The sequence below is a fragment of the Idiomarina abyssalis genome, from assembly GCF_900116625.1.
GTDB classification, from domain to species: Bacteria; Pseudomonadota; Gammaproteobacteria; order Enterobacterales; family Alteromonadaceae; genus Idiomarina; species Idiomarina abyssalis.
The window spans coordinates 967,043-993,581 of the sequence record NZ_FPBE01000001.1 but is presented as its reverse complement, the minus strand read 5'-3'; the positions used below and the strand labels follow the sequence as shown (position 1 = coordinate 993,581).

General features: G+C 48.9%; 24 protein-coding genes, 6 tRNA genes and 1 other annotated feature (1 of these 31 only partly in view). Of the genes, 15 read left to right on the top strand and 15 right to left on the bottom strand.

The features are described 5' to 3' along the window. The first annotated feature begins 29 nt into the window (after positions 1-29). Positions 30-908: a LysR family transcriptional regulator gene (locus BM359_RS04885; protein WP_054491284.1), complete on the top strand. Its 879-nt coding sequence runs from the start codon at positions 30-32 to the stop codon at positions 906-908. Positions 909-927: 19 nt separating this feature from the next. Here the strand turns inward: BM359_RS04885 and BM359_RS04880 are convergent. Together BM359_RS04880 and BM359_RS04875 are read right to left on the bottom strand one after the other, a co-directional pair. Next, positions 928-1,003, bottom strand: a tRNA-Val gene (locus BM359_RS04880). A 36-nt stretch (positions 1,004-1,039) separates the two neighbouring features. Next, positions 1,040-1,115, bottom strand: a tRNA-Val gene (locus BM359_RS04875). Between the two features lie 192 nt (positions 1,116-1,307). Between BM359_RS04875 and gltX the strand changes: the two genes are divergently transcribed. Further along, positions 1,308-2,714, top strand: coding sequence for a glutamate--tRNA ligase (gene gltX / locus BM359_RS04870; protein ID WP_054491283.1), 1,407 nt, complete (start codon positions 1,308-1,310; stop codon positions 2,712-2,714). A 45-nt stretch (positions 2,715-2,759) separates the two neighbouring features. Here the strand turns inward: gltX and BM359_RS04865 are convergent, their stop codons facing one another. Beyond that, positions 2,760-3,626 carry a LysR family transcriptional regulator gene (locus tag BM359_RS04865; RefSeq protein ID WP_054491282.1) on the bottom strand — a complete coding sequence of 289 codons (867 nt, stop codon included), beginning with the start codon at positions 3,624-3,626 and terminating at the stop codon, positions 2,760-2,762. 112 nt (positions 3,627-3,738) lie between these two features. On the opposite strand from BM359_RS04865, the gene BM359_RS04860 reads away from it, so the two are divergent. The 8 genes from BM359_RS04860 to BM359_RS04825 all read left to right on the top strand — a co-directional run bounded on the left by BM359_RS04860 (position 3,739) and on the right by BM359_RS04825 (position 9,002). After that, positions 3,739-5,058: an NADH-quinone oxidoreductase subunit L gene (locus tag BM359_RS04860; RefSeq protein ID WP_054491281.1), complete on the top strand. Its 1,320-nt coding sequence runs from the start codon at positions 3,739-3,741 to the stop codon at positions 5,056-5,058. Continuing rightward, a complete protein-coding gene (locus BM359_RS04855) occupies positions 5,055-7,322 on the top strand; it encodes a putative inorganic carbon transporter subunit DabA (RefSeq protein WP_054491280.1) in 2,268 nt (755 codons plus the stop codon). Before BM359_RS04860 ends, BM359_RS04855 begins: the two co-directional genes overlap by 4 nt. Continuing rightward, the gene (locus BM359_RS04850) at positions 7,301-7,522 is read left to right on the top strand and encodes a hypothetical protein (RefSeq protein ID WP_054491279.1); all 222 of its coding nucleotides are present in this window, start codon (positions 7,301-7,303) and stop codon (positions 7,520-7,522) included. Before BM359_RS04855 ends, BM359_RS04850 begins: the two co-directional genes overlap by 22 nt. A gap of 273 nt (positions 7,523-7,795) precedes the next feature. Beyond that, positions 7,796-8,452 (top strand): carbonate dehydratase, encoded by a 657-nt coding sequence (can, locus tag BM359_RS04845; RefSeq protein WP_054491278.1) that lies wholly within the window; start codon positions 7,796-7,798, stop codon positions 8,450-8,452. Positions 8,453-8,587: 135 nt separating this feature from the next. Then, positions 8,588-8,663: transfer RNA gene (locus tag BM359_RS04840), tRNA-Ala, on the top strand. Positions 8,664-8,708: 45 nt separating this feature from the next. Next, positions 8,709-8,784: transfer RNA gene (locus tag BM359_RS04835), tRNA-Glu, on the top strand. 33 nt (positions 8,785-8,817) lie between these two features. Further along, positions 8,818-8,893: transfer RNA gene (locus BM359_RS04830), tRNA-Glu, on the top strand. A gap of 33 nt (positions 8,894-8,926) precedes the next feature. Further along, a tRNA-Glu gene (locus tag BM359_RS04825) sits at positions 8,927-9,002 on the top strand. A gap of 45 nt (positions 9,003-9,047) precedes the next feature. Here BM359_RS04825 and BM359_RS04820 read toward each other — a convergent pair. Continuing rightward, complete coding sequence (locus BM359_RS04820; protein ID WP_054488465.1) at positions 9,048-9,665, bottom strand: arylesterase; 618 nt, start codon at positions 9,663-9,665, stop codon at positions 9,048-9,050. Positions 9,666-9,668: 3 nt separating this feature from the next. Between BM359_RS04820 and BM359_RS04815 the strand changes: the two genes are divergently transcribed. From BM359_RS04815 to BM359_RS04795, 5 genes are all read left to right on the top strand, one after another. After that, positions 9,669-10,349 (top strand): ABC transporter ATP-binding protein, encoded by a 681-nt coding sequence (locus BM359_RS04815; protein ID WP_054488463.1) that lies wholly within the window; start codon positions 9,669-9,671, stop codon positions 10,347-10,349. After that, positions 10,339-12,864, top strand: coding sequence for an ABC transporter permease (locus BM359_RS04810; protein WP_054488460.1), 2,526 nt, complete (start codon positions 10,339-10,341; stop codon positions 12,862-12,864). Before BM359_RS04815 ends, BM359_RS04810 begins: the two co-directional genes overlap by 11 nt. 19 nt (positions 12,865-12,883) lie before the next feature. Next, positions 12,884-13,774 carry a TIGR01777 family oxidoreductase gene (locus tag BM359_RS04805; RefSeq protein ID WP_054488458.1) on the top strand — a complete coding sequence of 297 codons (891 nt, stop codon included), beginning with the start codon at positions 12,884-12,886 and terminating at the stop codon, positions 13,772-13,774. 63 nt (positions 13,775-13,837) lie between these two features. Continuing rightward, positions 13,838-14,245, top strand: coding sequence for a septal ring lytic transglycosylase RlpA family protein (locus BM359_RS04800; RefSeq protein ID WP_054488456.1), 408 nt, complete (start codon positions 13,838-13,840; stop codon positions 14,243-14,245). Between the two features lie 116 nt (positions 14,246-14,361). Continuing rightward, positions 14,362-15,435 carry an MBL fold metallo-hydrolase gene (locus BM359_RS04795; protein ID WP_082332147.1) on the top strand — a complete coding sequence of 358 codons (1,074 nt, stop codon included), beginning with the start codon at positions 14,362-14,364 and terminating at the stop codon, positions 15,433-15,435. A gap of 47 nt (positions 15,436-15,482) precedes the next feature. Here the strand turns inward: BM359_RS04795 and BM359_RS04790 are convergent, their stop codons facing one another. The 11 genes from BM359_RS04790 to BM359_RS04740 are packed head-to-tail and all read right to left on the bottom strand — an operon-like array spanning position 15,483 to position 26,385. Beyond that, positions 15,483-16,610 (bottom strand): DSD1 family PLP-dependent enzyme, encoded by a 1,128-nt coding sequence (locus BM359_RS04790; RefSeq protein WP_054488451.1) that lies wholly within the window; start codon positions 16,608-16,610, stop codon positions 15,483-15,485. Positions 16,611-16,635: 25 nt separating this feature from the next. Beyond that, the gene (locus BM359_RS04785; RefSeq protein ID WP_054488450.1) at positions 16,636-17,898 is read right to left on the bottom strand and encodes an MgtC/SapB family protein; all 1,263 of its coding nucleotides are present in this window, start codon (positions 17,896-17,898) and stop codon (positions 16,636-16,638) included. Between the two features lie 38 nt (positions 17,899-17,936). Continuing rightward, complete coding sequence (locus BM359_RS04780; RefSeq protein WP_054488448.1) at positions 17,937-18,785, bottom strand: alpha/beta hydrolase family protein; 849 nt, start codon at positions 18,783-18,785, stop codon at positions 17,937-17,939. A gap of 18 nt (positions 18,786-18,803) precedes the next feature. Next, positions 18,804-19,106: a YciI family protein gene (locus tag BM359_RS04775; protein ID WP_054488445.1), complete on the bottom strand. Its 303-nt coding sequence runs from the start codon at positions 19,104-19,106 to the stop codon at positions 18,804-18,806. Next, entirely contained in the window at positions 19,106-19,648 is a 543-nt protein-coding gene (locus BM359_RS04770; protein WP_054488444.1) for an inner membrane-spanning protein YciB, read from the bottom strand. The genes BM359_RS04775 and BM359_RS04770 overlap by 1 nt, the downstream gene beginning before the upstream one ends. Before the next feature lie 20 nt (positions 19,649-19,668). Further along, positions 19,669-20,478, bottom strand: coding sequence for a tryptophan synthase subunit alpha (trpA, locus tag BM359_RS04765; RefSeq protein ID WP_054488442.1), 810 nt, complete (start codon positions 20,476-20,478; stop codon positions 19,669-19,671). Further along, positions 20,475-21,698: a tryptophan synthase subunit beta gene (trpB, locus tag BM359_RS04760; protein ID WP_054488440.1), complete on the bottom strand. Its 1,224-nt coding sequence runs from the start codon at positions 21,696-21,698 to the stop codon at positions 20,475-20,477. The genes trpA and trpB overlap by 4 nt, the downstream gene beginning before the upstream one ends. Continuing rightward, positions 21,695-23,149 (bottom strand): bifunctional indole-3-glycerol-phosphate synthase TrpC/phosphoribosylanthranilate isomerase TrpF, encoded by a 1,455-nt coding sequence (gene trpCF, locus BM359_RS04755; protein WP_054488438.1) that lies wholly within the window; start codon positions 23,147-23,149, stop codon positions 21,695-21,697. The genes trpB and trpCF overlap by 4 nt, the downstream gene beginning before the upstream one ends. Beyond that, a complete protein-coding gene (gene trpD, locus BM359_RS04750; RefSeq protein ID WP_054488436.1) occupies positions 23,142-24,155 on the bottom strand; it encodes an anthranilate phosphoribosyltransferase in 1,014 nt (337 codons plus the stop codon). The genes trpCF and trpD overlap by 8 nt, the downstream gene beginning before the upstream one ends. Next, entirely contained in the window at positions 24,152-24,787 is a 636-nt protein-coding gene (locus BM359_RS04745; protein WP_054488434.1) for an anthranilate synthase component II, read from the bottom strand. The genes trpD and BM359_RS04745 overlap by 4 nt, the downstream gene beginning before the upstream one ends. Then, positions 24,787-26,385, bottom strand: coding sequence for an anthranilate synthase component 1 (locus BM359_RS04740; RefSeq protein WP_054488432.1), 1,599 nt, complete (start codon positions 26,383-26,385; stop codon positions 24,787-24,789). The genes BM359_RS04745 and BM359_RS04740 overlap by 1 nt, the downstream gene beginning before the upstream one ends. A gap of 52 nt (positions 26,386-26,437) precedes the next feature. Continuing rightward, positions 26,438-26,539, bottom strand: a sequence feature (Trp leader region); it runs 3 nt beyond the window's last position.

The window sequence follows — 26,539 nt, the reverse complement described above, 5'->3', positions numbered from 1 at the left end:
CTTTTTCATTAATGAAATAATGGGGCAGTATGAAGCCTTGGCAGGGAATTAGCGAATTTGCGGCAGTGGCTGAATTGCATAGTTTTACCGCAGCGGCTCACCAATTGGGACTGTCGGTGGCACAGGTAAGCCGAAATATTGCAGCGCTGGAGCAAAGGCTACAGATGCAACTGCTGTATCGCTCAACCCGAAGTGTCAGCTTAACAGAAGAGGGAAAGCTCTACTTGCCCCATTGCCAGCACCTCGTTGCCAGCCTGAGAGATGCCGATCAGGCCATTCAGCAGCGCACACAACAGCCACAGGGTTTAATTCGCATTACGGCACCGGTCTACTATGGCGAGCGGTTTATTGCACCTCTGTTGAATGATTTTTTGCAGGTTTATGCGGATTGTCGTCTGGATTTACAGCTGACAAACGAGCAGGTCGACTTAATTGAAGGCAGTTATGATGTGGCTATACGTTTAGGGCAACTGGGGAACCCGAGGTTACGCGCCCGGAAACTAGGGTCACGCCGGCATTTTGTAGTAGGCTCACCGGCTTATTTTAGTCAATTTGGATGTCCGCAAAACATTGATGACTTGGATGAGCATCGCTGTTTTACCGGAACGGTTAAGCAATGGCGTTTTCAGGTTGATGGCAAGCTGGAAACTGTGCGACCGGAGTCGTACCTGCATTGCAACAATGGTCTGGCACTTCGTGATGCCGCAATAAAAGGCTTGGGGTTGGCAATGCTGCCGGATTATTATGTGACTGAGTCGTTGGAAAATGGACAGTTAGAGGAAGTGTTAGCGGATTTTCGACAACCGGATGATGGTATATGGGCGTTGTATCCGGAAAATCGTCAGGTGATTCCTAAAGTACGGGTGCTACTGGATTATTTATCTGAAAAATTAATACTGGAAAAATAGAGAGCTGAGGGATAAAAAATGGTGGTTGCTACTGGGCTCGAACCAGTGACCCTCGCCTTGTAAGGGCGATGCTCTCCCAACTGAGCTAAGCAACCATCCTGAAGGTCTGCAACTAAGGGGAAGAAGAGAAGTGGTGGTTGCTACTGGGCTTGAACCAGTGACCCTCGCCTTGTAAGGGCGATGCTCTCCCAACTGAGCTAAGCAACCATTCTCACTGTGACACTTCTGCGTCGTTGCGAGGTGGCATTATAGGGCGCAGATATAAACTGTCAAATAAAAATTGCTAACTTTGGTTCGTTTGCTGACATTTTAATCACTTCGAATAGCAGATGCGTCAAGCGCTCAGTCTTGATAAACTTACGCTCATTAAATTGACCGGTTTCAAAGAAAGGAATAAACATGAGTGTGGTAACGCGTTTTGCCCCCAGCCCGACTGGGTATTTGCACGTTGGTGGTGCCCGTACGGCATTGTATTCATGGTTAGTTGCAAAGGCACAGGGCGGCGAGTTCGTGCTGCGTATTGAAGATACCGACCGTGAACGTTCAACGCAACCTGCTATCGATGCCATTTTAGAAGGTATGGAATGGCTGGGCTTAAGCTGGGATCGCGGACCTTATTACCAGACTCAACGTTTTGAGCGCTATAAAGAGTTAATCGACAAGTTACTGGAAGAAGACAAAGCCTATAAATGCTATTGCTCAACGGAGCGCTTAGAGAAAATGCGTGAAGAGCAAATGGCGGCTGGTGAAAAGCCTCGTTACGACGGTCATTGCCGTGACAATCCTGACGTCGGCGGTGATAAGTACGTGATCCGCTTCCGTAACCCGCAAGACGGCAGTGTGGTTTTTGATGATCACATTCGTGGGCGTATTGAGTTCGCTAATACCGAACTGGATGATTTGATCATTGCCCGTACTGACGGCACGCCGACTTATAACTTCTGTGTGGTGGTTGATGACTGGGACATGGATATTACTCACGTAGTGCGTGGTGAAGACCATATTAATAACACCCCGCGTCAGATTAATATTCTGAAAGCTCTGGGCGCGCCGGTACCTCAGTACGCTCACGTGTCGATGATTTTAGGTGACGATGGTAAGAAACTGTCGAAACGTCACGGTGCAGTCAGTGTGATGCAGTATCGCGATGATGGCTATGTGCCGGAAGCGGTCGTGAATTACTTAGCACGCCTGGGCTGGTCTCATGGTGACCAGGAAATATTCAGCCGTGAAGAGCTGGTTGAGTACTTTAAGCTGGATGACGTTAACAAAGCAGCGTCAGCGTTTAATACCGAAAAGCTTAATTGGTTAAATCAGCACTACATGAAAACTTTGCCTGCAGAGCAAGTTGCACCGCAATTGCAATGGCAGTTTGACCAAATAGGTGTGGACACAAGCAATGGTCCAGCGCTAGAGCAAGTTGTGTCGTTGCAGGCTGACCGGGTAAAAACCTTAAAAGAAATGGCAGCAATTAGCCGTTACTTCTTTGAGTCGGTTGAAGAGTTTGATGAGAAAGCAGCGAAAAAGCATTTACGTCCGGTAGCGAAAGAGCCGCTGGTAAAAGCCAAAGAACTGCTTGGAACCGTTGCTGATTGGAATGCAGAGAATATTCAGGCTGCGATTAATCAGACAGCCGCTGATTTGGACGTGGGCATGGGCAAAGTTGGCATGCCGCTGCGTGTTGCAGCAACCGGTGGAGGCAACTCTCCTTCGTTAGATGTAACGCTGGAACTTATCCCCCAAAAGACGGTTCTGGCGCGTATTGACCTTGCTTTAGAGTTTATTGCGAATCGCGAGAATGCGTAACTTACTCTGATGAACTGGAGGCGTAGCCGGTTGTCCGGCAACGGGCTACGCAAAGCGCTTGAGAAGCCGAGCCACCATTGGATGCTCGAAAGGGCGCTTTAGAGTAATCGCATAAAAGTGTTCGAACACGTTGGGCAGAGTCAGGTAGCGTTTTAACTGCCCATTATTCAATTCATCCCTCACAACAACATCCGGAATAACCGCCAGGGCTCCGGTATCACGCGCCAGTAGTCGCAACATGGCCATATCGTCCGCCTCGGCAAGTACCCGTGGTTGCCATTTGTATTCTGCGCTTAGCATATCGAAAGCCGCACGCTGAGGCATGTTTTCCGGCGGTAGAACCCAGTTTTTGTTCCGTAAAGAGGCATCTGTCAGACGTTCTATATCGCGTCCCGGCGGCCCTATAACGGATACTGGCTGACGCGCTAACAGGCGGCTTTGCCATAATTGCTTGTCACTGCCCCGTACGTTGGTATTCGCCAGCGCCAGGTCAATTTGATGGTTAGCCAACTCATTAAATAACTGGTCGGGGGTCATTGAGTGTAGTCGGTATTGCACGTCCTGCTGGTGCACTAAGTCGCTGATAAATGCTTCGACAAAGTTGCGTGACATGGTCGAGGCATGACCTATTCGAATCACTAAATCGGTCCCGTCGATTCCCTGTTTTAGCTGCTTGACGAGGTTTTCACCTTCGTGAAAAATCCGGTTGGCGTACTGACGAGCAATGTACCCGGCTTGAGTCAGTACTAGCTGGCGCCCTTGCCGGTCAAACAAAGGGGTGCCCAGCCATTCTTCCAACTGTTTTATTTGCGCCGATAACGCCGATTGCGATACATGAAGTTTTTGAGCGGTTTGGGTTAAATGGCCACTTTCCGCCACATGCCAGAAGTAAAAGAGATGTTTGTAATTCATAGTTGCTAATAACCGTTCTTTAAAATAGAACAATATTATATTTTATATCTATTTTACTTAACATTAAAGGCGCCCCCATAATTGCCCCAAACAAAATACCCAGGATGCATCAATGACTGAATGGTTGACATTATCTGGCGTTCGCCCTGTGTTATTGGCTCTGGTGGCTTTATTAGCACTGGTAGTAACGCGCTACGCTGTCACAAACTTTCGACTGGATCCGCGCCGTCGTTCTTTCGTCTCTAAATTGGTCGGCTGCTTAGTAGCGGTACTTGTACTTATCGTCAGTAATCACATTGTGGTCTTCTTTGTGGCCTGGATGAGCATCAGCCTGCAACTGCACAGACTGCTCATGTTTTATCCTGAGCGTGACAGAGCGGTACTGGCGGCTCATAAAAAGTTCATTCTGGCACGCTGCTCAGAAGCTTTTTTAGGCACGGCTTTTGTCCTTATGTACCTCAACACAGGCAGCTTTCAATTAGACACCATACTCAAGCAGTTCGCTACGGCACCTACCAGTATTCCCCAGCACATTGCGGCAGTCTGTCTGGTTATGGCGGCATTGATAAAGTGCGCTCAGTTGCCCCTGCATGGCTGGCTCATTCAGGTCGTTGAAGCACCAACACCGGTTTCTGCATTATTACACGCAGGTATTATTAACCTTGGCGGCTTCCTGCTGCTGGTTACCGTACCTTTATGGAGCAATAGTGTTCTCGCCGTGTGGTTATTGTGCCTGGTCTCGGCTGCCTCCTGCTGTTTTGCTGCATTAATTATGGCAACACGAATCAGCATCAAGGTGCGTCTGGCATGGTCAACCTGTGCGCAAATGGGTCTGATGTTGCTGGAAATTGGTTTGGGATACTACGACTTAGCCTTGCTTCACCTGGTTGCACACTCGGTTTACAAAGCTCATGCCTTCTTATCGGTCAGCGAAGTTGCTGTCATTAAACAGCCTCAGGCGCGCTCAATATTACGGGTGAGTCTGGTCTTTCTGATTTTTCAGGCACTCGTTGCTGCTACCTGTTGGTGGTTACTGGGTGATCCGAAGTGGTTACCGTCGGCTCTATTAGCCATGGCGTTAGCGACTATTTGGATGAATCTCCACCAATGGCTGTTGCGATTTGCTGTTTCAGTGCTGGCGATAGCTGCTTACCTGCTTCTTGGTGCGCTGGTACAACAAGTTGTGGAGCCACAACCGCCGTTTAACAGCTTGCTACTGGAGCCGATTATTACCGTGCTGTTCAATATCTTCGCTTTTACCTATTGGTTGGTTCATCACACGCCATCGCGTCGTCTGAGCCAACGCTGGTTCATCACTTTGAACGCCGGACTTTATTTGGATGAGTGGCTGACGCGACTGGTGTTGTGGTTGTGGCCCAGTCATCCCATTCGTTATTACCAACGTCGTAGCCGACAAGAGGGGCGCTTATGATCACCGTCAGTCGTTTTGTGTCTATCGCGGAACAGGTCAGTCAGTCCATTGCGCCGCAGTGGCCCTTGTCTCAATGGATAGCGGTTAACCCTTTCTGGCACTATCGTCAGCAACCGGTTAGCGGTGTCGCTGCACATTGGCGTTACTGTGCGGGGAGTCGACTGCTAATGAGCCCCGACTTCTATTGGCAGCAGTGGCAGCAGAATCAAATTGCCCCAGAGTTAGTGACCGAAGACATGGTGCGGGAGCTGGATCAACGAACTCAGTCCCGTGAGTTGCTGCCGCAATGGCGAAACCTAAGCCAGTGGGTGGATAAATATCAGCAGCGTCGCCGAAAAATGCGCTGGAATGACGAAGTGGTGCTGCAAATTAGCCAGACCTGCGGCTTGTTTATGCAGTTTCCTACACGCTTCCAGCAAGCGGGTAAGGACAGCTCGTTGTATCAACATTGGTTGACGATATCCCGTGCTGACCGCGGTATTGAAACCTTGATGGACGAGGCCGACTTAAACGATTTATTTGCGGAGCTTCCGGATGATCCACATGAGCTTATTAGCGTCTGTCAGGCGAGTTTTTTAACCGATGCGTCTGACTATGCACTGCGCTGTTACTGCCAGGCTCTTATCAGTGACCTGTGGGGCTGGGCCGCAGCTATGGCTTATCAGGACGCCCGCCAGCAGAGTCAGTGGGTATTTGAGTTGTTATGCATTCGACTGGCCTGGGAGTACATTCTCTGGCAACTGGCTGAGCGGACCAACACGGCTGTTTATCAGCAGTTGCAGCAAGCGCTTGCGACGCAGATAGAAAACTGTGAAGGGCAAGTGTCTCATATTGAAGAATATAACGATGTTCTGTGGCAGTGGCAGGCGGCTTATGAACGCTCACAGTTGAAGACACTGAAATTCAGCCCGGAAAACTCAGATAAGGCCGCGAATGAAACCTCAGTGGTGCAGGCGGTGTTTTGTATCGATGTGCGCTCTGAGCGTTATCGTCGTGCGCTAGAACAAGCAGGGGAGCGCTTGGGGGTAAGTACACAAAGCAAAGGCTTTGCTGGCTTTTTTGGTGTGCCTTTGGCGGTTCAGATGAAGGAGCAGAACGTTCCCCATGCGCCAGGTCTGTTGCAACCGGCCTATTACGTTAAAGCACCGGAGCGTAAGCATTCGGTTATGTCATTACTCAGTAACCTGTTTAATACGCCAGTGTCGATGTTCAGCGGCGTTGAAGCGCTTGGACTTGGCAAATTGAAAGAGTTGCTGACCGGCGCGCCCGGAAAATTGGCAACTGCCGACGATACTGCCGTTTCCGGCAGCGCTATTTTTCAGGCTGATGGTCAGGCGTCAGTAGAGTCTTTGGTGAGCTTATGCGAGCAGGCATTGGCGGGTATGCAGTTCGACTCGTTCGGGAAGCACGTAATTCTGGTAGGACACGGTTCACATCACAGCAATAATGCTCAGCGTGCAGGGCTCAACTGTGGGGCCTGTGGCGGTCAGTCCGGAGCCTTAAGTGCCCGGGTACTAAGCCGTTTATTAAACGATGGTGAAATCCGAAAGCACCTCGTTGACCGGGGAGTTCAGATCCCCGCGGACACTCGGTTTTACTCAGCGCTGCATGAAACAGTAACCGACAAGGTAGTGTGGCTATCCGATTCCGTACCGGATCAGGTTAAGTGTTTATTCAGCAATGCCACAGAGGCATTAACCACGTCGACCAATGGGTCAGCTAAACAGCTTAAAAAGCAGGCGAACCATTGGGCGGAGCTACGTCCGGAGTGGGGGTTAGCCGATAATAATGTGCTGTTTTTCGGACGAGCTAGCCGATTAACGTCGTCGGAAACGGTCGGCAGTAACTTTTTGCATGACTACTGCAGCGAGCGTGACCCTAAAGGGGCATTGCTGACACAACTGTTGAGTGCCCCGGGACTGGTCGCCAACTGGATAAACTGGCAGTACTACTGCTCGGTGACTGATCCGAAACAGCTGGGTAGCGGCAATAAATTGCTGCACAACCGGGTCGCGAATGACATTGGTATTTTCGAGGGAAATGGTGGTGACTTACGTCAGGGACTGGCCTGGCAGTCGGTGCACGATGGTAGTGACTTTGTACACAGACCGGTGCGGCTGCAGGTGATTATTGAAGCCGATGAAGCCACCATTCAGCGTGCGTTAGCTGGCGCTACCGCGTTTAACGAATTATTTCAGCAGCAGTGGATCAATCTGTATCGGCTGAATGCAGGAGGTGAGTTATGCCAAGTAACAGCAGAATAACGCCAGCTAACGGAGTAACCTGTTATACATTTAAAGAACTTTACGAGCATGTCCGCTCACGGCCTTTTAATCAGCCATTTGCGATGCGTTATAGCGATGGCAGTGTTGATCACGGTCTGAACTCGGAAGAGGCCATGAAAGAGAGTTTACGTGCTCACGACAATCCCTATTTAAAGCAGCCCGTGGTTATCGAGTGGTAATTCTCTTTTTGTCATTTTTATAACGGCAGTCAGTCGGAGTGCTCAGGAATTCAATAAAACCTGAGTGACTGACTGCCCACTTTTCTCCGCTGGTTTTATCTAGCGCAAAAATCTGAATAAAATCCTTTGCCAAATTCAGTGCAATTCTGGTTACAATAGCCTTTAGTTCTCTCCACTTTGTTTATATAGAAGCTTTGACCTCTATATAGGATTAACGATGCCTAAAATTTGGTGGAAGCGTCTTATCAGGCTACCGGGACCATGGGATAAATAATGCCAGATATAAAACACTTGATTGAAAATAACAAAGCGTGGGCAGAAGAGCAGGTAAAAAAAGATCCTGATTTTTTCAAACGTTTAGTGGGTCAGCAGTCTCCCGAGTACTTGTGGATAGGTTGTTCTGACAGCCGGGTTCCGGCAAATGAAATTGTCGGCATGGCGCCGGGTGAACTCTTTGTTCATAGAAATGTGGCAAACCAGGTCATTCAGACAGATTTTAACTGCTTATCAGTTATTCAATTCGCTATTGAAGCGCTTAAAGTACGGCATATTCTTGTTGTTGGTCATTACGGTTGTGGTGGTGTGAAGGCTGCAATTGAGAGTAAACCCCATGGTTTGGTTGACCATTGGCTGTATCCTATTCGCGACGTTTACCGTGAGCATGCAGAAGAGTTAGAGCGGTTGAATGAAAATGACCAACTTGATCGCTTGTGTGAGTTAAACGTGGTGGAGCAGGTTAAAAATCTGGCAAAAACCAATGTTGTTCAGGAAACCTGGGATAAAGATCAGCCATTGACGATACATGGTTGGGTTTATCGGTTGGATAACGGCTTAGTCAATGATATGAATGTATCGGTTTCGAGCCGGGAAGGGTTGGAGCAGGTTTACCACGTTTACCATCAAAAACTGCCAAAAGCGGTTCGTGGTTAAGATTTGATGAATTACTGAGCAAACTGCAATAAAAATGCTCAAACAACAGTATTTTTAGAAAAAATAGTTGACACATTAGCTCAGGTCACAATAGAATGCGCCCCGCTGTCAGGGCAGTCTGAGACTGTTTAGTGCGGGGCTATAGCTCAGCTGGGAGAGCGCCTGCCTTGCACGCAGGAGGTCAGCGGTTCGATCCCGCTTAGCTCCACCAAGTTGTTTTGGTAAAGCACACTGGTAGTAATAAGTATTTGGTTGCGTCCCCTTCGTCTAGTGGTCCAGGACACCGCCCTTTCACGGCGGTAACAGGGGTTCAAATCCCCTAGGGGACGCCATTCAAATACTGAAGTGTAAAAAGTAATAACTGCGTCCCCTTCGTCTAGTGGTCCAGGACACCGCCCTTTCACGGCGGTAACAGGGGTTCAAATCCCCTAGGGGACGCCATTACTTTTAAACACTTAAGAATTAAGTCCATGGGTCCCCTTCGTCTAGTGGCCTAGGACACCGCCCTTTCACGGCGGTAACAGGGGTTCAAATCCCCTAGGGGACGCCACTTAAATCAACCGCCCGCAGGCGGTTTTTTTGTCTCTGGCTTTCACTACTTCGCCAACTCCAGCAAATAAGGCTCCAGAAAATCAGCTATCTTTGGCTGGGCTTCAGCGGTGGGATGAATACCATCGTCCTGCACGTAATCGGCATTGGTGGCTATCTCTTCCATGAAGAATGGTATTAGCGTTACATTTTCTTCTTTTGCAACTTCTTCAAATACTTGGCGGAACTGTTCTGCAAAACGTTGGCCATAGTTAGGTGGTACCATAACCTGACTTAAGCCGACTTTAACGCCTTGTTTCTGCGCCTGGTCGATGATTTGTTTTAAATTCGAGCGAACTGTGTTTAGGTCGAACCCACGAAGGCCATCATTACCGCCTAGCTCGATAAATAAAGCGTCGGGCTTGTGACGCTCTAAAACGCCTTCTAAGCGGCGCAAACCACCACGAGTGGTCTCGCCACTAATACTGGCGTTAATGATGTTTATATCGGGGTGAGAGCTCTCCCAGCGACGATCTAACTCGGCAACCCAGGTTTGTTCCTGAGAAAGCCCATAACCGGCGCTTAAGCTGTCACCTAAAACAACAAGTGAGACATTTGCGGAAACGCTGCGTATAACCAACAACAGCGCTAAAAATAAACACGTTTTCAAAAGGAAGTTTTTCATCTTATGCTCATTCAAGCTCAACAACTGGAAAAAACCGTAGACACCTCTGAGGGTCCATTACAGATTCTGCAGCCAATTAACGTCAGTATCAATGCCGGTGACACCGTAGCCATTGTCGGCGCTTCGGGTTCCGGTAAGTCGACGCTATTGTCACTACTGGCGGGTTTAGACCTCGCATCCTCCGGAGAGGTTCTTATAGAGAACGAAAAATTAAGCGAATTGGATGAGGAGCAGCGCGCAAAAGTTCGTGCTGACAAAGTCGGATTCATTTTTCAGTCGTTCCTGCTGGTACCTAGTTTAAGTGCCTTAGAGAACGTTATGCTCCCGGCAGAGCTGGCCGGACATAAAGGCGCAGAGAAAGAAGCCAGAGAATTACTGGCGAAGGTTGGGCTGGAAGATCGCTGGCATCACTATCCAAATCAATTATCTGGTGGCGAGCAGCAGCGAGTAGCTATTGCCAGAGCCTTTGTCGGACAACCGAAGATTCTTTTTGCCGATGAACCAACGGGTAACCTCGATGCGAAAACCGGTGGAAAAGTCGAAGAGCTGTTATTTGATTTAAACAAGGATTATGGCACCACGCTGATTGTGGTAACTCATGATCAACGGCTTGCAAAGCGCTGTCAGCGCGTGTTGCAAATGGATGCAGGGCAGTTATCGGAGGCAGCTCAGGATGTGGCATAAAATTTCGTTTCGTTTGCTGAAGCATGAGCTGAAACGAGGTGAGCTGACAATTATGGCGCTGGCAATTATTTTGTCAGTCACTGCCGTGTTGTCACTGTCCATTTTCAGCGATCGCTTACAGGCTGGATTAACTGAGCGTAGTAGTGAGTTTCTTGCTGCCGACAGAGTATTGAGCTCGCGGAGAGATATACCGCAAGAGTGGTTAGAGCAAGCCGGGCAAATGAATTTAAAGACCTCCTGGAAAGTGGTGTTCAACTCAATGGCGTTTGCTGATGAGAACATGACCCTGGTGGATATTAAGGCGGTAAGCGATGGCTACCCGTTACGAGGTCAGCTGGAAATTGCTGATGAACCTTTTGGGCAAGGTTATGTGGCCGAAGGCTTGCCTGCAGAAGGCGAGGCATGGGTCGCTTCTCAGTTATTTCAGGCGCTGCAGTTAGATATCGGCGATGACATTGAGGTTGGCAACAGCAGCTTTAAAGTAACGAAAGTTGTTACCTATGAGCCGGACGTTGGTTTTTCAGTATTTACTGATAGCCCAAACGTTATTATTCGCCACTCACAACTGGAAGAAACGGGCTTGATCCAGCCCGGCAGCCGAGTGCGTTTTAACGTGTTAATGGCGGGTGACAACAGCGACATTACTGCCTATGAAGACTGGTTGCTACCACGCCTGAATGACGACACTCATAGCTGGCGCAGTATAGAAGATGGTGACAGTCCGTTGTCGCGTTCTTTGAATCGCGCTGAGCGTTTTATGATGCTGGCCAGCCTGCTCGGTGTGGTACTGGCTGCAACAGCGGTGGCAGTAGCAGCGCAGCGCTATTGTCAGAGAAATTACGATGTGGTTGCCATATTCAAAACCTTAGGGGCCAGCCGCCAGCAGATACGACGTATCTTTTTACTTCACCTGTTATTGCTTACAGCGGCCAGTGTGGCGGTGGGTATGGCGCTTGGCTGGGCCATTCAATATGTGGTTATTGAATGGGTGGCACAGAAACTGGATGCGACCTTACCTCAAGCCGGATGGCAGCCCTACGCATTAGCCGGAGCGACCGGTGTTATCAGTGCGGTTATGTTTACCCTGTATCCATTATTCAGGTTGGTATCGATTCCGCCGCTACGCGTATTGCACCGTCAATTGACGGCTGGTAATGCGGTGCGTTGGTTGCAATGGGTACTGAGTGGCGGAACCATTTACGCACTGCTGGTGATTTACAGTCAGCAATGGTGGCTTTCCACGGCCTTGTTTGCCGGTGGCGCAGTTGCTGCTGTTATTTTACTGGGGCTGGGTCGTTTGTTTATTTCAGCCAGCCGTAAAGCGGGTATGCAGGCAGGCAGCAGCTGGCGACTGGCAATGGCTGGCCTGCAACGTCGGGCGGCAGCAAATAGCGTTCAAATGCTGAGCTTTTCAACGGCCATTATGCTGTTGCTGCTTGTCATTGTTCTACGGAACGATTTACTGGAAGACTGGAAACGTCAGCTACCTGCCGATGCGCCAAATTATTTCGCAATTAACATTGCTGAAGATAACGTTGATGACATGCAGTCAATGTTCGAGCGGGAAAATATTCCGTCGACCGATCTCTATCCAATTGTTCCGGGACGTTTAACCCATATTAACGGGGAGAAACTCGAGGACGAAGTTACCAAAGAGGAGCGTGACGAGGAAGTCTCTGATGAAGATGCGTCAGAAAATGACGGTCGTGAAGGCATAGGCAGAGAGCTCTCTTTAACCTGGCGTGACAGTTTGCCTCCTAACAACGAACTTACCGCAGGAGAGTGGTGGGGCGACAATGCCGAACCTCAGGTCTCGGTGGAGCTGAATGTATCAGAACGACTGGATATTAAAGTCGGTGATGAACTACGCTTTAACTTAGGTGGCGAAGAATTCACTGTACCGGTGACCAGCTTGCGTAAAGCTGACTGGAATACATTGCAGCCAAACTTTTACATGATCTTCAATACCTCGACTCTGGAAGATTTTCCGGCGACTTATATCACCAGTTTCAGACTGGATGAAGAACGTAAAAGTGACCTGTATGAGTTGTTCAAGCCTTTCCCACAGGCATCTTTAATTGATTTGGATGCCATGATAGATCAAATACGGGAAGTGATTGGGCAGGTGAGCTTAGCGATTGTGTTTGTACTGGTACTTGTGATCATTGCTGGCGCTTTAGTGCTGGTAGCGCAAGTTCAGGCGAGTATGGAAGAGCGCCAGAAAGAATTAGTTATTCTAAGAACACTGGGGGCACCGGGTAAATTACTGAGCCGTAGTATTACTTATGAGTTTTTGGTGTTAGGTGCCATTAGTGGATTGATAGCAACTTTGGCAATGGAGATATCACTGTTCATACTGCAGAACCAGGTGTTTAACATGACGCCGGTTATTCACTGGAAGTTGTGGCTGTTAGGGCCGGCATTTGGTGCCGTAGTGGTTGCTGTTTTAGGCCGCTTATCCTGCTACCGACTTATTCAGAGAAATACCGCTCAGTTAATACGCAAGCTGACTTAACAAAATAGGGAGGTGACCAATGAACATTTTAATGACAGGTGGTACCGGGCTTATTGGCTCAGCGTTTATTCGCAAGTACCGAAGTGAGCATCAGTTTACGGTCACTACCCGCAACAAGGAACGCGCAAAAAAGGCCTTGGGTGATGATGTCACTTTGCTCTCTTCGGTGGACGAAGTAACGGATATTGGTCAATTTGAAGCCGTTATTAATCTACAAGGGGAAGGCATTGCGGATAAGCGTTGGAGCGACTCCCGCAAACAGGCGTTAAAAGACAGCCGCTGGCAGGTTACCGAAAAGCTGGCGGCTATGATCAAGGCTGCAGAAACGCCTCCTAAGGTATTTCTGAGTGGTTCCGCTATTGGCTATTATGGCCCGCGTGACGCTCAGCCCGTAAATGAGAATGAGAGCCCTAAGCATACTGACTTTGCGGTGACCTTATGTCAGGAATGGGAGCGTCGGGCTTTAGCTGCAGAGGATGCAACCCGCGTGGTTCTGCTACGCACAGGTGTGGTTCTGACAAAGGGCGAGGGCGCTCTGGCCAAAATGCTTTTTCCATATAAGTTTGGCTTAGGTGGCCCTTTGGGCGATGGTGATCAGATGATGTCGTGGATACAGCTTGAGGATATGATCCGCGCGATTCAGTATCTGCTGGAACACGACAATTTGTCTGGGCCAGTTAACATGACCGCTCCGGGGCCCGTTACTAATGAAGCCTTTAGCCGTACTCTGGCGTCGGTACTGAATAAACCGCACTTTATGAGAGTACCGGGTTTTGTGCTCAAGTTAGGTCTGGGGGAAATGTCGTCGATGCTGCTTAAAGGTCAGGCTGTGGTGCCCGATAAGTTGCGCAGCCATGGTTTTGAATTTGAGTACCCTACGGTACGGGAAGCCTTTCAGGTTAGTGTGTAATTCTTTACACGTCTTTTTATTTTCTTAACGGACAGTGTTTTCGAAACTCAGTAAAATTGAGGGATGAAAACAAAAAACCAGTATCCACATAAACGATTAACCCTTGGCGTTGGCATTTTTATGCTGGCGCTTACAGGGTGTACTTCGATTCCCGCTGAAAGTCCTCAAAACTTAGTTGGTACCACAGAGTCCGGAAAAGCCTCTTATTATGCCATGAAATACCAATTCAGAACGACCGCAAGCGGCGAACGTTATAACCACTTTTCAAGTACGGCGGCTCATCGAACCTTACCGTTTGGCACTAAAGTGCGTGTAACCAATATTGCTAACAATAAAAGTATTGTGGTCAAAATTAATGACCGTGGTCCTTTTATTGACGGCAGAATCATCGATTTATCCCGCTCAGCTTTCGATAAAATAGCCGATCTTGATTTAGGGGTTATCAAAGTGACTACTGAGGTTATCAGGTAATATCAGAGCCCATACCTTAGTGTTACAAAAACTAACAATTTAGCGCGTGACCTCTTAACGTATTGATATTAGCTTTCTTGTTTTAATTAAACTTTAGAGGTGGGATGCTGGTGTCAATGTTTAGAACTTTAGTATCAGTAAATACTTTGGCATTGCTAACACTGGTATTAACAGGTTGTAGCGCAAACTCTGTGACAACGATAGAAGAGGAACCCCAGCCGACTAATGGGGAAACCAGACGTTTCCAAAACCTGGACGCGGGTGAGAAGAACTATCCGTTAACGTGTAAACAAGATTGCTACAAGCCTCGTAGCGATATTCAGTGTGGTAGCGATGGATTGTGTCAGTACAATGGAAATAAGAAGGCTTTTCACGGGGGGAAGGATTTCTCTGTGAAATGGCTGGGTCACGCAACTTTTGCCATTAAAACCTCAACCGGAGAGACGTTTTTAACGGATCCTGTTTTCAATGAATTTGACTGGCCAATAAATTGGCTGTTCTCACTTGATGGTGGCAAAAAGCGAGAAATGAATTTGGAACTGTTACCAGAACTGATTAATGCCACAGATGCCGTATTGTACTCCCATCTTCATTACGATCATTTTAATAAGAGTGATATCGAAAAGATCGGGCTCAAGCCCGAATACTTGGTGCCTCTCAATGTGGCCGAGCACTTTCCATCAATCGGGGCTAATATAACTGAGCTGGGCTGGTATTCTTCTAAAATGATAGACCAGACTTTGGTTACTGCGGTGCCTGCTCACCACTTTAGCAGTCGCACCTGGGTACCCTTTATTTACGAAGATAACAATAAAGACTCCTGGAATGCCTGGCTGATAGAAAGCAAAGGAAAAACATTGCTTTTCGCCGGAGATACCGGCTATTCAGAGCACTTTAAAGCAATAAATACGCGTTATGGTGATATTGATGTGTGCTTGTTACCAATAGCGTCTTATTACAGCGAGGAGTCACCTGAATGGTACCGCTACGTTCATATGACCCCTGAAGATGCCCTGACCGCAGCCGATGACCTTAACTGTAAAGTATTTATTCCCTGGGGCTACGGCAACGCAAGCTGGGGAATGGGAGACTTGTCATCTCACTCCGCACTAACTCGTTTTCTGAATATGGCAGAGAAAGTTGGTACCTCAGCTGAAATCGTTATTTTAAACGAAGGGGAAAGCTTGTAGCTTTCCCTTTTGCTTGTAACCTGGCGGCTATGAAGTTGTACAGTTGATTACCAGCCAATAATGCGTTGCCAGGTGTTATGCGAACCGTCACTCATTAATACGTGGTAAACCGGATGCATAGCCGCAGTGGCACAGGCATGGTTAGGTAGAATGCGCAGCTGATGGCCAACAGGAAAGTCGTCTGGTTGGTAAGCTTCGGTTAACTCAATGACACCGTGCTCTTGCGAGGTGCTGTTAACGCACAAGCCTTCCAGCAGGGAACCGTCTACTCTGCAGACTTGTCCGTAGCCAAAGTCCTGGCTCTGGCCTGCTGTACCGCGATCACGCGACAGGGCCATCCAGCCGCTGTCGGTCAGCAACCAATTCTTTTCTTTGTTGTGGCCAATGACTGTTGTGACTACCGACATGGCTATGTCCGAAAAGCCGCACACGCCGATGTTTTTCATAACTAAGTCAAAGGTGGTGTAAACGCCGGCTCTGACTTCACTAATGTCACTAAAGTCTTCGCCAAAATGTGCTGTCGGCGTTGAACCAACGCTGGTTATAGCGCAGCTAATGCCAACCGCCTGAAGGTTGTCCTGAGCAACTCTAACGGCATCGCATTCTTGTTTGGCGAAGTTTTTTAACCCTTGTTCCGTATTGCACGCGTACGAGCCACCGGCGTGGGTCATTAAACCGGTGAAATGAGCGCCAAGTTCTTTGGCAATGGTTAACAGTTGCGGGTCTCCCGGCTTAATACCACCGCGGTGGTCATCACTGTCTATTTCGATGAAAACGGAAAAGTCTTGCCCGAACTGGTCAGCAAAATCGGAAACGGCTTGCGCCTGCACCATATTATCTATCAGAATATGCAGGTTAATACCCTGCAGCCTTAGTGCGGCTACCCTTTTGAGCTTTTCGGGTGCTATGCCGACGGCATAGAGTAAATCGGTATAACCTGCCTTCGCGTAGGCTTCTGCCTCAGCTAAGGTTGATACTGTAGCCGGAGCATTCTTACTATCGAGTAGGTATTCAGCCGCTTCCAGAGTACGTAGAGTTTTTAAATGTGGGCGTAAATGACTGCCCAGAGACTCAACCCGTTGCTTAAGATAGCCAATGTTACTTTTTAATTTAGCTTCATCGATGAGCAAATAAGGTGTATCCGGATGTGCGATCCAGTCAGGAGCGGATTTCATAATTGTTGTCCTGCGTTTGTGATGATTAAAACTGCCAAATGCCGTAAAGCAAGCCGGGAATAACGCTTAAAATCATGTAAACAGCGTAGCGATAGTGTAATTTAATGCCTGCGACAGAGGCGAACATTACGCCTTTAAGCAGAGTATTGCTGGCACAGGCTAAGATAATTCCCATTGCTGCTACCTGACCGGAGAGTTCGCCCTGAGCCGAGCGTGACAGCGACAGGGTAATGGCGTCAACATCCATCAGACCGGATACTATAGCCAGGCTGTATACCCCTGCATCACCAAACCAGTCTTTCATTGCCTCCGCCAGTAGCAGAATAACCGCTAGCAAAATACCAAACTGGATGGCGGTAGTTAGCTGCAGTGGGTTATTAATGGTTATTTCTCCGGTTTCGGATGCAGGCTTACGTTTATGTTGTCTGTACATGAGTGCTATGACCGTTAATAACCCGATGAACATGAGAGCAACAGGCGGCCACAATAGTGGTAGAAGCTCACGATTAACAACGAAGACCTCAATAAGAACACGCGGGAACATAATGCTACAGGCGAGCAGCATGCCACTGGCGTAAATGACACTGTGAGAATTTTTTTTCGCAAAACGAGCCATCGTTAAGGTCACTGCGGTGGATGATGCGAAGCCTCCGGCAATGGCGGTAATTAAGGTGCCGCGCTTCTCTCCCAGCAACTGAGTAAACAGGTAGCCAATAAAAGACAGACCCGAAATTAGTACCACCATCCACCACAGCCAGTAGGGGTTTAGTGCCTGCCAGGGGCCGTAACCCTCATTTGGCAGCAAAGGCAGGACAACCACAGATATCAGCAATAAAGTGATACCAGAGTAAAAAGCCTTAGGTGAAATGCGTTTTAGCAATTTGTGCAGACTTTTTTTATGGCCGAGAAGCGCAACCACTACCGCGCCGCAACTGAGTGCAGGTAAAGGGTCGCCGGAGGCTGCCCAAATTGCCAGCGCAAAAGTCAGCAGCATTGAGAATTCGGTGGTAATACCCGCGTCATCGGAGAGCTTGCTATGACTGATATAAGACGATGCAATGAGTATGGCAACAACAAAGAACCCGGTAACGATAAGCCACACGCCCCATTGTTGAGCTAAAATCGCAAAAACGCCGCCACTGAGTCCTATTAAACTGAAGGTTCTTACGCCGGCAACTCGCGTGCCATCATCACTGTCTCTGCCGCTCCAGCCGCGCTCAATGCCTATCATCAGGCCCAATGCCAGAGCTGCCAGTAAAGATAAGGCCAGTTCCATTTGGTAATGCATTGTGAAGCGTCCTTAATTACACTGACTCTATAATGACTTTAATTGACCTTCAGTGCGTCTAGCAAGCTTTTACGCCAGAGAGACTCTTTGAACTGACTGCGAAAGAAGTTGAAATGGCCAATACCTTTACTCTCGGCCATTTCCGGAGTCAGGTCTTTCAATACCTTGTCTGCGTTAGGGTAATGCGCTAGCAGGTTTTCAATATTGGAGCGTTGCAACAACTCGTCATCAGCAATATGAAAGGCGCTGATAGGGGCTGAAAATGCTTTATAGCGGGCTTTTTGTTCAGTACTGATATTATCAAACAAGTAGTCTTTACTGCGGCACCAGCGACTCCATTGCTTCATGGCTGCAGCAGGCATGTCGCCGACCATATTCAGACGCTTTCCCGGGAAATAACCGGCAATGGGAGTGCTAATAGGAGCGGCAAAATACCATAACAACCAGGATGTCCAGCGGACCTGTTTGCTGGCTTTCAACCAATAGCCGGTACCGCTGGCAATTGTCACCATCTTATCTATCTTATTGGCGTTATGTGCCATGGCAACAATTTGCCCGCCCAGGCTGTGTGCCAGCCAGATTAAGGGTTCGCCCTTCTGACAGGACTGCGCATAGTCAAGTACCGAGGTGATATCGAGCTCAGCCCAGTCAATAATATCGGATTTTATTTGCTTAAGTGGTTTATCAACAGACTGGCCAATACCGTAGTAGTCAAAAGTAATGACCCGGTAGCCCTGTTCGCTTAACCAGCGGGCTATAGGCTGGTAAAAACGTTGCTTCACACCCAAAGCGGCGGCTATAACAATTGTAGCCTTAACGGTCGACTCAGGTTCAAAACGTACACAATGCAGGTAGCGGTTATTGGCGGTGAGCTCAACGCTTTTCATAGTCACTGATTAATTCGGTTAGTTCGGTAAAACGGCGTTGAATGGCTTCACCGTCGCTTTTTTATAAACACCGGCTTGCCAGTAAGGATCGTCGTTGGCCCATTGTTCCGCTTCTTCCTGAGAGTCAAATTCAGCGATGACCACTGAGCCGGTAAAACCGAGTACACCCGGGTCAAGCTCTGCAATAGCCGGGCAGGGGCCGGCGACCAGTAAGCGACCGTCGTTCTGTAAGGTTTTTAAGCGCTCAAGGTGAGCGGGACGAGCCTGCTTGCGGCCTTCCAGTGAGTTTTCATGGTCTTCTGCGAAAATAACAAACCACATTAGTGTGTGTTCTCCTCATCAATGGCGTGGTGGTACATGTAAAACCCAGTGCCAATTGTGAATATGAGTGAAATACCCAAAATGCCGAATACTTTAAAATTAACCCAGGCTTCCTGACTCCAATACTCCGCAATGTAGAGGTTCACGGCTGCCAATGCCACGCAAAAGATGATCCATGCGTAGGTCAGCCTCAGCCAGGCAATGTCAGGCAGTTTGATATCTTTACCCATCATAGCCTGAATCGGGCTGCGTTTTTTCCAAACTAAGCCGCCCAAAAGTAGAAATGCAATAGCGAGATACACAACAGAGACTTTCATTTTGATGAACCAGTCGTCACGCAATAACAGCGTTACTGCACCGAATAGCATAACAACGACTAATATCACCCAGTGGCGTGTTGTCAGTGGTTGCTTCAGCAGCTTAAGGCCCAATAACTGAACCACTGTCCCTGCCATTAGCACGCCGGTAGCGACGTAAATATCGGCCATTTTGTAAAACACAAAAAAAGCGATTATGGGTAAATATTCTAACAACAGGGCCATTAACTACTCCGGTGGCAACTCTATGACAATTGGGTTGCGGCCTTCATGCCTTTTACAAAAGCTCTAAGGTCCGCTGTTTGCTGCGCGTTATTGTCGAGGTTTTTCTCAATAAGCGCAACCACAGCTGAGCCACTAATTGCACCGTCGGCACCTGCCGCAAGCGCCCGTTGTACATGCTCAGGCCGGGATATGCCAAACCCAAGCAAAGTCGGCGGCGCACCGGCTTCTTTCAGTTTATTAATCAGCTCAGATGCCGGAGCCTGCATTTGCGTGTCGGCTCCGGTAACCCCTGAGCGGCTCAGTAGGTAGACATAACCTGAGCATTGTTCAGCAATAGTGACTAACAGTGCATCACTGGCATCCGGTGGGGCAATAAATACAGCGTCTATACCAATCTCTTTTGCAATGGCGGCAAAACGTTTGGCTTCCTTGGTCGGAACATCGGCAATAAGCACTGAGTCGACGCCAACATCTTTCATTTGCTGATAAAAGTCGCGAACACCTTTAGCGTAGATTAAGTTGGCGTAAACTAATAACCCAATGGGTATTTGCGGTGAATAGTCGCGAACTTCTTTTAAAATCTGTAAAATATCATTAAAGGTTGTGCCTGCGTCTAAAGCTCGCAGGTTTGCACGTTGAATCATGGGGCCGTCAGCTACAGGGTCCGAAAATGGGAGCCCAAGTTCCAGCGCATCGGCGCCGCCATCGATAAGTGCTTTGATAACGTCGACACTTTGCCCCGGAGTCGGGTCTCCTATGGTGACAAATGGCACAAAAGCGCCCTGATTATCATCTTTTAATTGTGCGAAACACGTTTCATAACGGCTCATTGTTGTTCCTCCGTAGCACTAACTCCAGCATTCTCCTGAGCACTGAATATACGACGTACGTGATCGATGTCTTTGTCGCCGCGTCCCGACAGGTTAATCAATAAAATTTCAGGTGCATCTGGTTCGGCTGCGCGTTTCAATGCATAAGCTAAAGCATGGGCTGATTCTAGCGCCGGAATAATACCCTCATGACGCGACAGTAATTTAAAGGCTTCCAGTGCTTCCTCATCGGTAACCGATTCATAGCGTGCACGACCAATAGCTTTTAGATGCGCATGCTGAGGACCTACGCCAGGGTAGTCGAGACCCGCTGATACGGAATAGGACTCTTCGATTTGTCCTTCCGGGTTTTGCATTAAAAATGACAGACAACCGTGCAAAATACCGGGCTTTCCTGCAGTGAGTGTGGCCCCGTGATGCTTGGTTTCCACACCTTTACCGGCAGGTTCAACACCAACCAGCTCCACGTCTTCTTCGTCGATGAAGTCGGCGAACATGCCAATGGCGTTTGAGCCACCACCGACACAGGCAATAACTTCATCGGGTAAACGACCGGCCTGCTCTTTAATTTGAGCCTTAGCTTCCTCACCAATCATGCGATGGAATTCGCGCACTATGGTCGGGAAGGGGTGTGCTCCGGCGGCAGTTCCTAATAAGTAATGAGTATCCGGGTAGCTGGAAGTCCAGTCGCGCAGCGCTTCGTTGACCGCGTCTTTTAAAGTACCGCTGCCGGTATCGACGGGCACAACTTTTGCGCCCATTAACTCCATACGAAAGACATTGGGTTGTTGGCGTTCAACGTCTTTCTTACCCATATAAATAATGCACTCTAAGTCCAGCAGGGCACAGGCAAGGGCTGTCGCGGTTCCGTGTTGCCCTGCGCCGGTTTCGGCAATAATACGGGTTTTGCCCATGCGTTTAGCCAGCAACGCTTGCCCCAGTACCTGGTTGGTTTTATGGGCGCCGCCATGAAGTAAGTCTTCACGCTTAAGGTAAATTTTCGTTTTATTCGGGCTGTGCAGCGGCAGGTTACGGCACAAGCTGAGCGGCGTTGGCCTACCTAGGTAATTTTTCAACAATCCGCGAAACTCAGCTTGAAAATCTTCATCCTGCTGCGCTTCGATAAAGGCCTTTTCCAACTGCTCTAATGCCGGTAATAAGATTTCAGGAACGAACTGGCCGCCGAAATCGCCAAAGTAAGCGGGTAATGACTGACTCATACAGCCTCCTGTTGGGTATGCTTGTCTGATATTCTGTTTGACGAAAATCGACCGTAGTGGCGAATTTTCGTGAATGTTTGAGCTATTTTACTACTATTTTTAACGCCGGGCTTCCACTCTGCTTGAGAGTTAATGTCGACTCCGGCAAAGCCTAGTTCAATTGCACTGGCAATACTGTCGGGGCCAATGCCTCCTGCCAGCAGGCAGCGCAGACGCTCTTCAGAGCTCAATGGTGCCAAAAGATCCCAGTTAAAAGCCTTGCCGCTGCCGCCACCGCGGTTATCCAGGACAAAGGCATCAACCGGCAGGTCCGGCAGTTGTGCCGGGCTTTCAATCGCTAAAGCTTTCCATATTCTGACGGCTTCCATACCGGCTTGGCGTAATTGCTGACGCAATTGAACAACATAGTCGATATCTTCATGACCATGCAGTTGAATAGCGGAAAGACCGACTTTTTCGGCCGTTTCGATAAGGCTCTCTAACGGCTGATCAGCAAAAACACCGACGTACTCAAGGCCAGTGGCTTCGGCTGTTATTTCTTTCGCCTGCTGCTGGGTTACGCAGCGGGGAGAGTGCTCAACAAATATCAATCCACCATATGCGGCGCCTTGTGAGCGGGCGTTTATAGCGTCTTCTGTGCGAGTCAGGCCGCAGACTTTGTTTTGCCCGAGAAGCAGTTTTCGACAGGCTAAATCAACGTCTGGCTGAGCGCTCAATGCGCTGCCAATAAGGAAACCGTTAACAAAGGGAGCAACCCGGCGAATGTCCGCGTGTTCGGAAAATCCCGACTCCGCAATGAGTAAGGCATTCTCCGGTGCCAGCGGAGCTAATTGTGCGCTGCGGTTAGGCTCAATGCTTAAGTCCGTTAAGTCGCGGTGGTTAATACCAATAATGTTCGCGCCCAGGTTTGCGGCACGTTTCATTTCGTTTTCGTTAGCGACTTCGGTGAGCACGTCCATCGCGAGCGATTCGGCGATATCACGCAGGATGGTATACTGAGCATCATCGAGTACAGACAGCATAAGCAAAATAGCGTCTGCGCCAAAGTAACGGGCGCGGTAAACCTGCTCTTCATCAATAAAAAAGTCTTTGCATAAAACCGGCTGAGTCACTTGTCGGCGCACGGCGGTCAGGTAGTCCAGCCGGCCCTGAAAAAACTCAGGCTCGGTTAATACGGAAATGGCCGCAGCATAAGGCTGGTAGCTTATTGCCAACAGCGGTGCATCAAAGTCAGCACGAATAAGACCTTTTGATGGTGACGCTTTTTTACACTCCAGAATAAAACCTGCCTGCTCACCACTTAACGCTTCATATAAACTACGGTCACTGGGCCTGAGCTGAGGCTTTATTTCACTCAGGGGCATGAGCTTGGCCTGAGCTTTGTTTTGCTCAACTTTGCGATCGACTATGGTTTTCAGCACATTCTTTTTTAAGCTGATGCTGTCAGACATGATAAGTCTCCTGGGCGTCTTGTACGCGGCGTAAATGCAACAGAGCCTGGCCGGTGTCTAAATGCTCCAATGTTGCTGCAGTTGCGGCTTTCATATCGCTGTATTGTCCACTTAAATAAAGCAAAGCTGCAACGTTCATAGCAACTGAGTGGCGCTGAGCGGGGCTGCCGCCTCCGGCAAGAATGTCTTCCAGAATACGGGCATTGAAGTCAGCATCGCCGCCTTTTAACTCGTCAAGCGGGGCGCTGGGAACACCAAAGTCGTCAGGAGTAACCCGGTACTCATTCAGCTCGCCGTCACGCAGTTCAATGACTTGAGTCGGGCCGTGCAGAGCCAGTTCATCCAGTCCACTTCCATGTACGACCATAGCACGCTTAACCCCCAGTCGCTGTAGGGTTTCAGCCATGGGTCTTACCCATTCCTCACTATAAACGCCGAGCAGTTGAGCATCGGGTCGGGCAGGGTTAACTAAAGGACCAATCAGGTTGAATAAGGTGCGTGTTTTCAGTGTTTGTCTTACCGGCATAGCGTGTTTAATGCCCGGGTGATAATGCGGAGCAAATAAAAAGCAAAAGCCGTTATCGGCCAACTGGACAGAGGCATCCGAAGGATCCAGATTAACGCGAAGTTTAAGTGCTTCGAGTACATCGGCTGAGCCTGAACGTGAAGACACACTTCGGTTACCATGTTTGGCCACAGCCAGACCCATACTGGCGGCAACCAGAGCAGCCGTGGTGGAGATATTGATGGTGTTGCTGCCATCGCCGCCGGTACCGCAGCTGTCAATGACTGTGGTATCGGGACGGACAAAAGGCTTTGCGGCCGATAAAATCGCTTCAGCGGCACCGGCTAACTCGGCTGGGGTTTCGCCCCTCATTTTCATGGCAATGAGCGCCGCGGTCACCTGAATGTCGTTGAGCTCGCCTTTAATTAAGCGCTGGAAAAACTCACGGGTTTGATCCTGCGTCAGAGCCTCACCAGACATCAGAGTTTGTAGGGCTTTCATGGCTTTGCTCCTGTTAATAAATACTGAATGCTGTTACTAAGTAATTGTTTTCCCTTTGGCGTTAAAAGCGACTCCGGGTGAAACTGAAAGCCAATGGCATGACTAACGGTTCCTGCTTCATTAAAAAACTCGGCAGCCATGGGGATACTGCCATCGGGGCCATCTAAACTGGCTATTACCTTTGTTGCTTCCGGAAGGTCGTAACCACTTAATGAGTGGTAACGCGCTACAACGCACTGGTTGTTATCCGTTGCGGCGGTAAATACGGGATGCGTCACAGTATCGACCTTAGCGGTTTTGCCATGGACAATCTCACCGCAGGTATCAACTCGTCCGCCTGCGTGCTCAATTAACGCCTGAAAGCCCAGACAAATACCCAGCATGGGTATGCGGCCGCTGCAGTATTGGATCACTTCCATCAGGTTTCCGGCATTTGATGGGTGTCCGGGTCCCGGTGACAAGCATACCAGTTGAGGGCCACTGTAATTTTCCAGCTGTTCAATCACATCGGTTGCTGCCAGTTGGTTACGATAAACGACCAGCGGAAAACCTAACTGGCGCAACTCATCCACCAGGTTGTACGAGAACGAGTCGACGTTATCTATCAGTACGATACGAGCTGACTGAGTCATTATAGCGCCTCCTGTTCAGGTAAAGTATGGGCTTGCTGAATTGCCAGGATAACGGCCTTAGCTTTATTCTCTGTTTCGGCGATTTCGCTGGCCGGATCTGAGTCATGCACTACGCCAGCACCGGCCTGCACTATGGCTTCGTCGTTCTTAACAAACGCGGAGCGAATAACAATACAGGTATCCATGTCGCCATTACCGGCCAGATACCCAACAGCACCGCCGTAGCTGCCGCGACGTTGTTGTTCGACCTGGCGGATAAGAGTCGCGGCGCTAACTTTTGGAGCTCCCACTAAAGTGCCCATATTCATGCAGGCGCGGTAAGCGTGAAGAGCATCGCAATCGTTTCGTAGTTTTGCTACTACGCGTGAAACCAGGTGCATAACATGCGAATAACGGTCAACCTGAAGCAGGTCGGCAACGTAACGAGTGCCGGTTTCGCTAATACGGGCTAAATCGTTGCGGGCTAAATCAACCAACATTAAATGTTCTGCCAGTTCTTTTTGGTCAAGCCGCAGTTCCAGCTCCATGCGACTGTCTAAGTCCGGGTTAATACTGCCATCGGCATTTTTACCGCGTGGACGGGTACCGGCAATCGGATAAAGCTCTACCTGATTGGTGTCCTGCTGATATTTCAGTGCGGACTCAGGTGAGGCTCCAAACAGGCAAAAATCCGGATGACTCATAAAAAACATATAGGGTGAGGGGTTATTCTTCTTCAACTGTTGGTAAGCGGCTAACGGATCAGGGCAGGGCATTTTAAAACGCCGGGACGGCACTACCTGAAAAATATCGCCCGCCACAATGTTTTCTTTTAGCCGGGTAACAATGCCTGCAAATTCTTCTGCTGAGGGTGTGGCTGTTACTTTTACATCAATCGGCTGAGGTTGAGGTTCTATTACCGGCAGCTGACAGCGCGCTGCCAGTTCTCCTATACGCTGACTCATAGCCTGATAACGCTGGTCGTGACCTTCACCGCTGAAAACACTGCCAAGAAGCTCAGTGGTTTGCTGTTGATGATTAATAATCAGCAAGGTTTCTGCCAGGTAAAAGACATAGTCAGGGCAGTTGTTCTCGCCTTCTTCAACTTCAGGCAACTGCTCGTAGCTGGCAACAAAGTCATAGGCGAAAGCGCCGCCGAGAAAGACAGAAAATGGGTGCTGTTTTGCTGTGTCGTTTGCTTTATTGAGATTTTGCTGGAGTAGTCGCAGCGGCTCCATGTTACTGATTTGACGTAAGCGGGAGTCTTCATCCAGTGGCATAGTTGCTGCACTGAAGGTTAATGTCAGTTGGCCTGGTGCTCTTTCAATAGTGGCACTATCTTTAAGTTGTTCTTCAATCCAGCTGAGCAAGGCAGAGCCGTTATCAGTCAGGGCATCAATAGTGACCTGTTGATTGTTACAGGTAATTCGTAACGCTGCATCAATCAGCAGCAAGCTCTTTACCTGCTGCTTGGTTCCGATATCAGCTGAGTCCAGCAGTAAATGCTCACCTTGTGTGCTGCAAGTGTTCTGAAATACTTGTAGTGGATCCGCCTGATAAGGCAGTGACACTCTCAGTGTCTCTAAATTGCCGTCTTGTTCAGTTGTCAGGTTTTTCACCTCAGACCTCGTTTTCTCTTGTTGATTTTTAAACCTGCTCCAGTGAAACGGCAATAAAAAACCCGCTCAAAGGAGCGGGTTTCTCAAAGTGAAGCTATTTACGTTACACGCACAACTACACCACCCGCTCGTTCGGGAAGTGCCACCACCAATG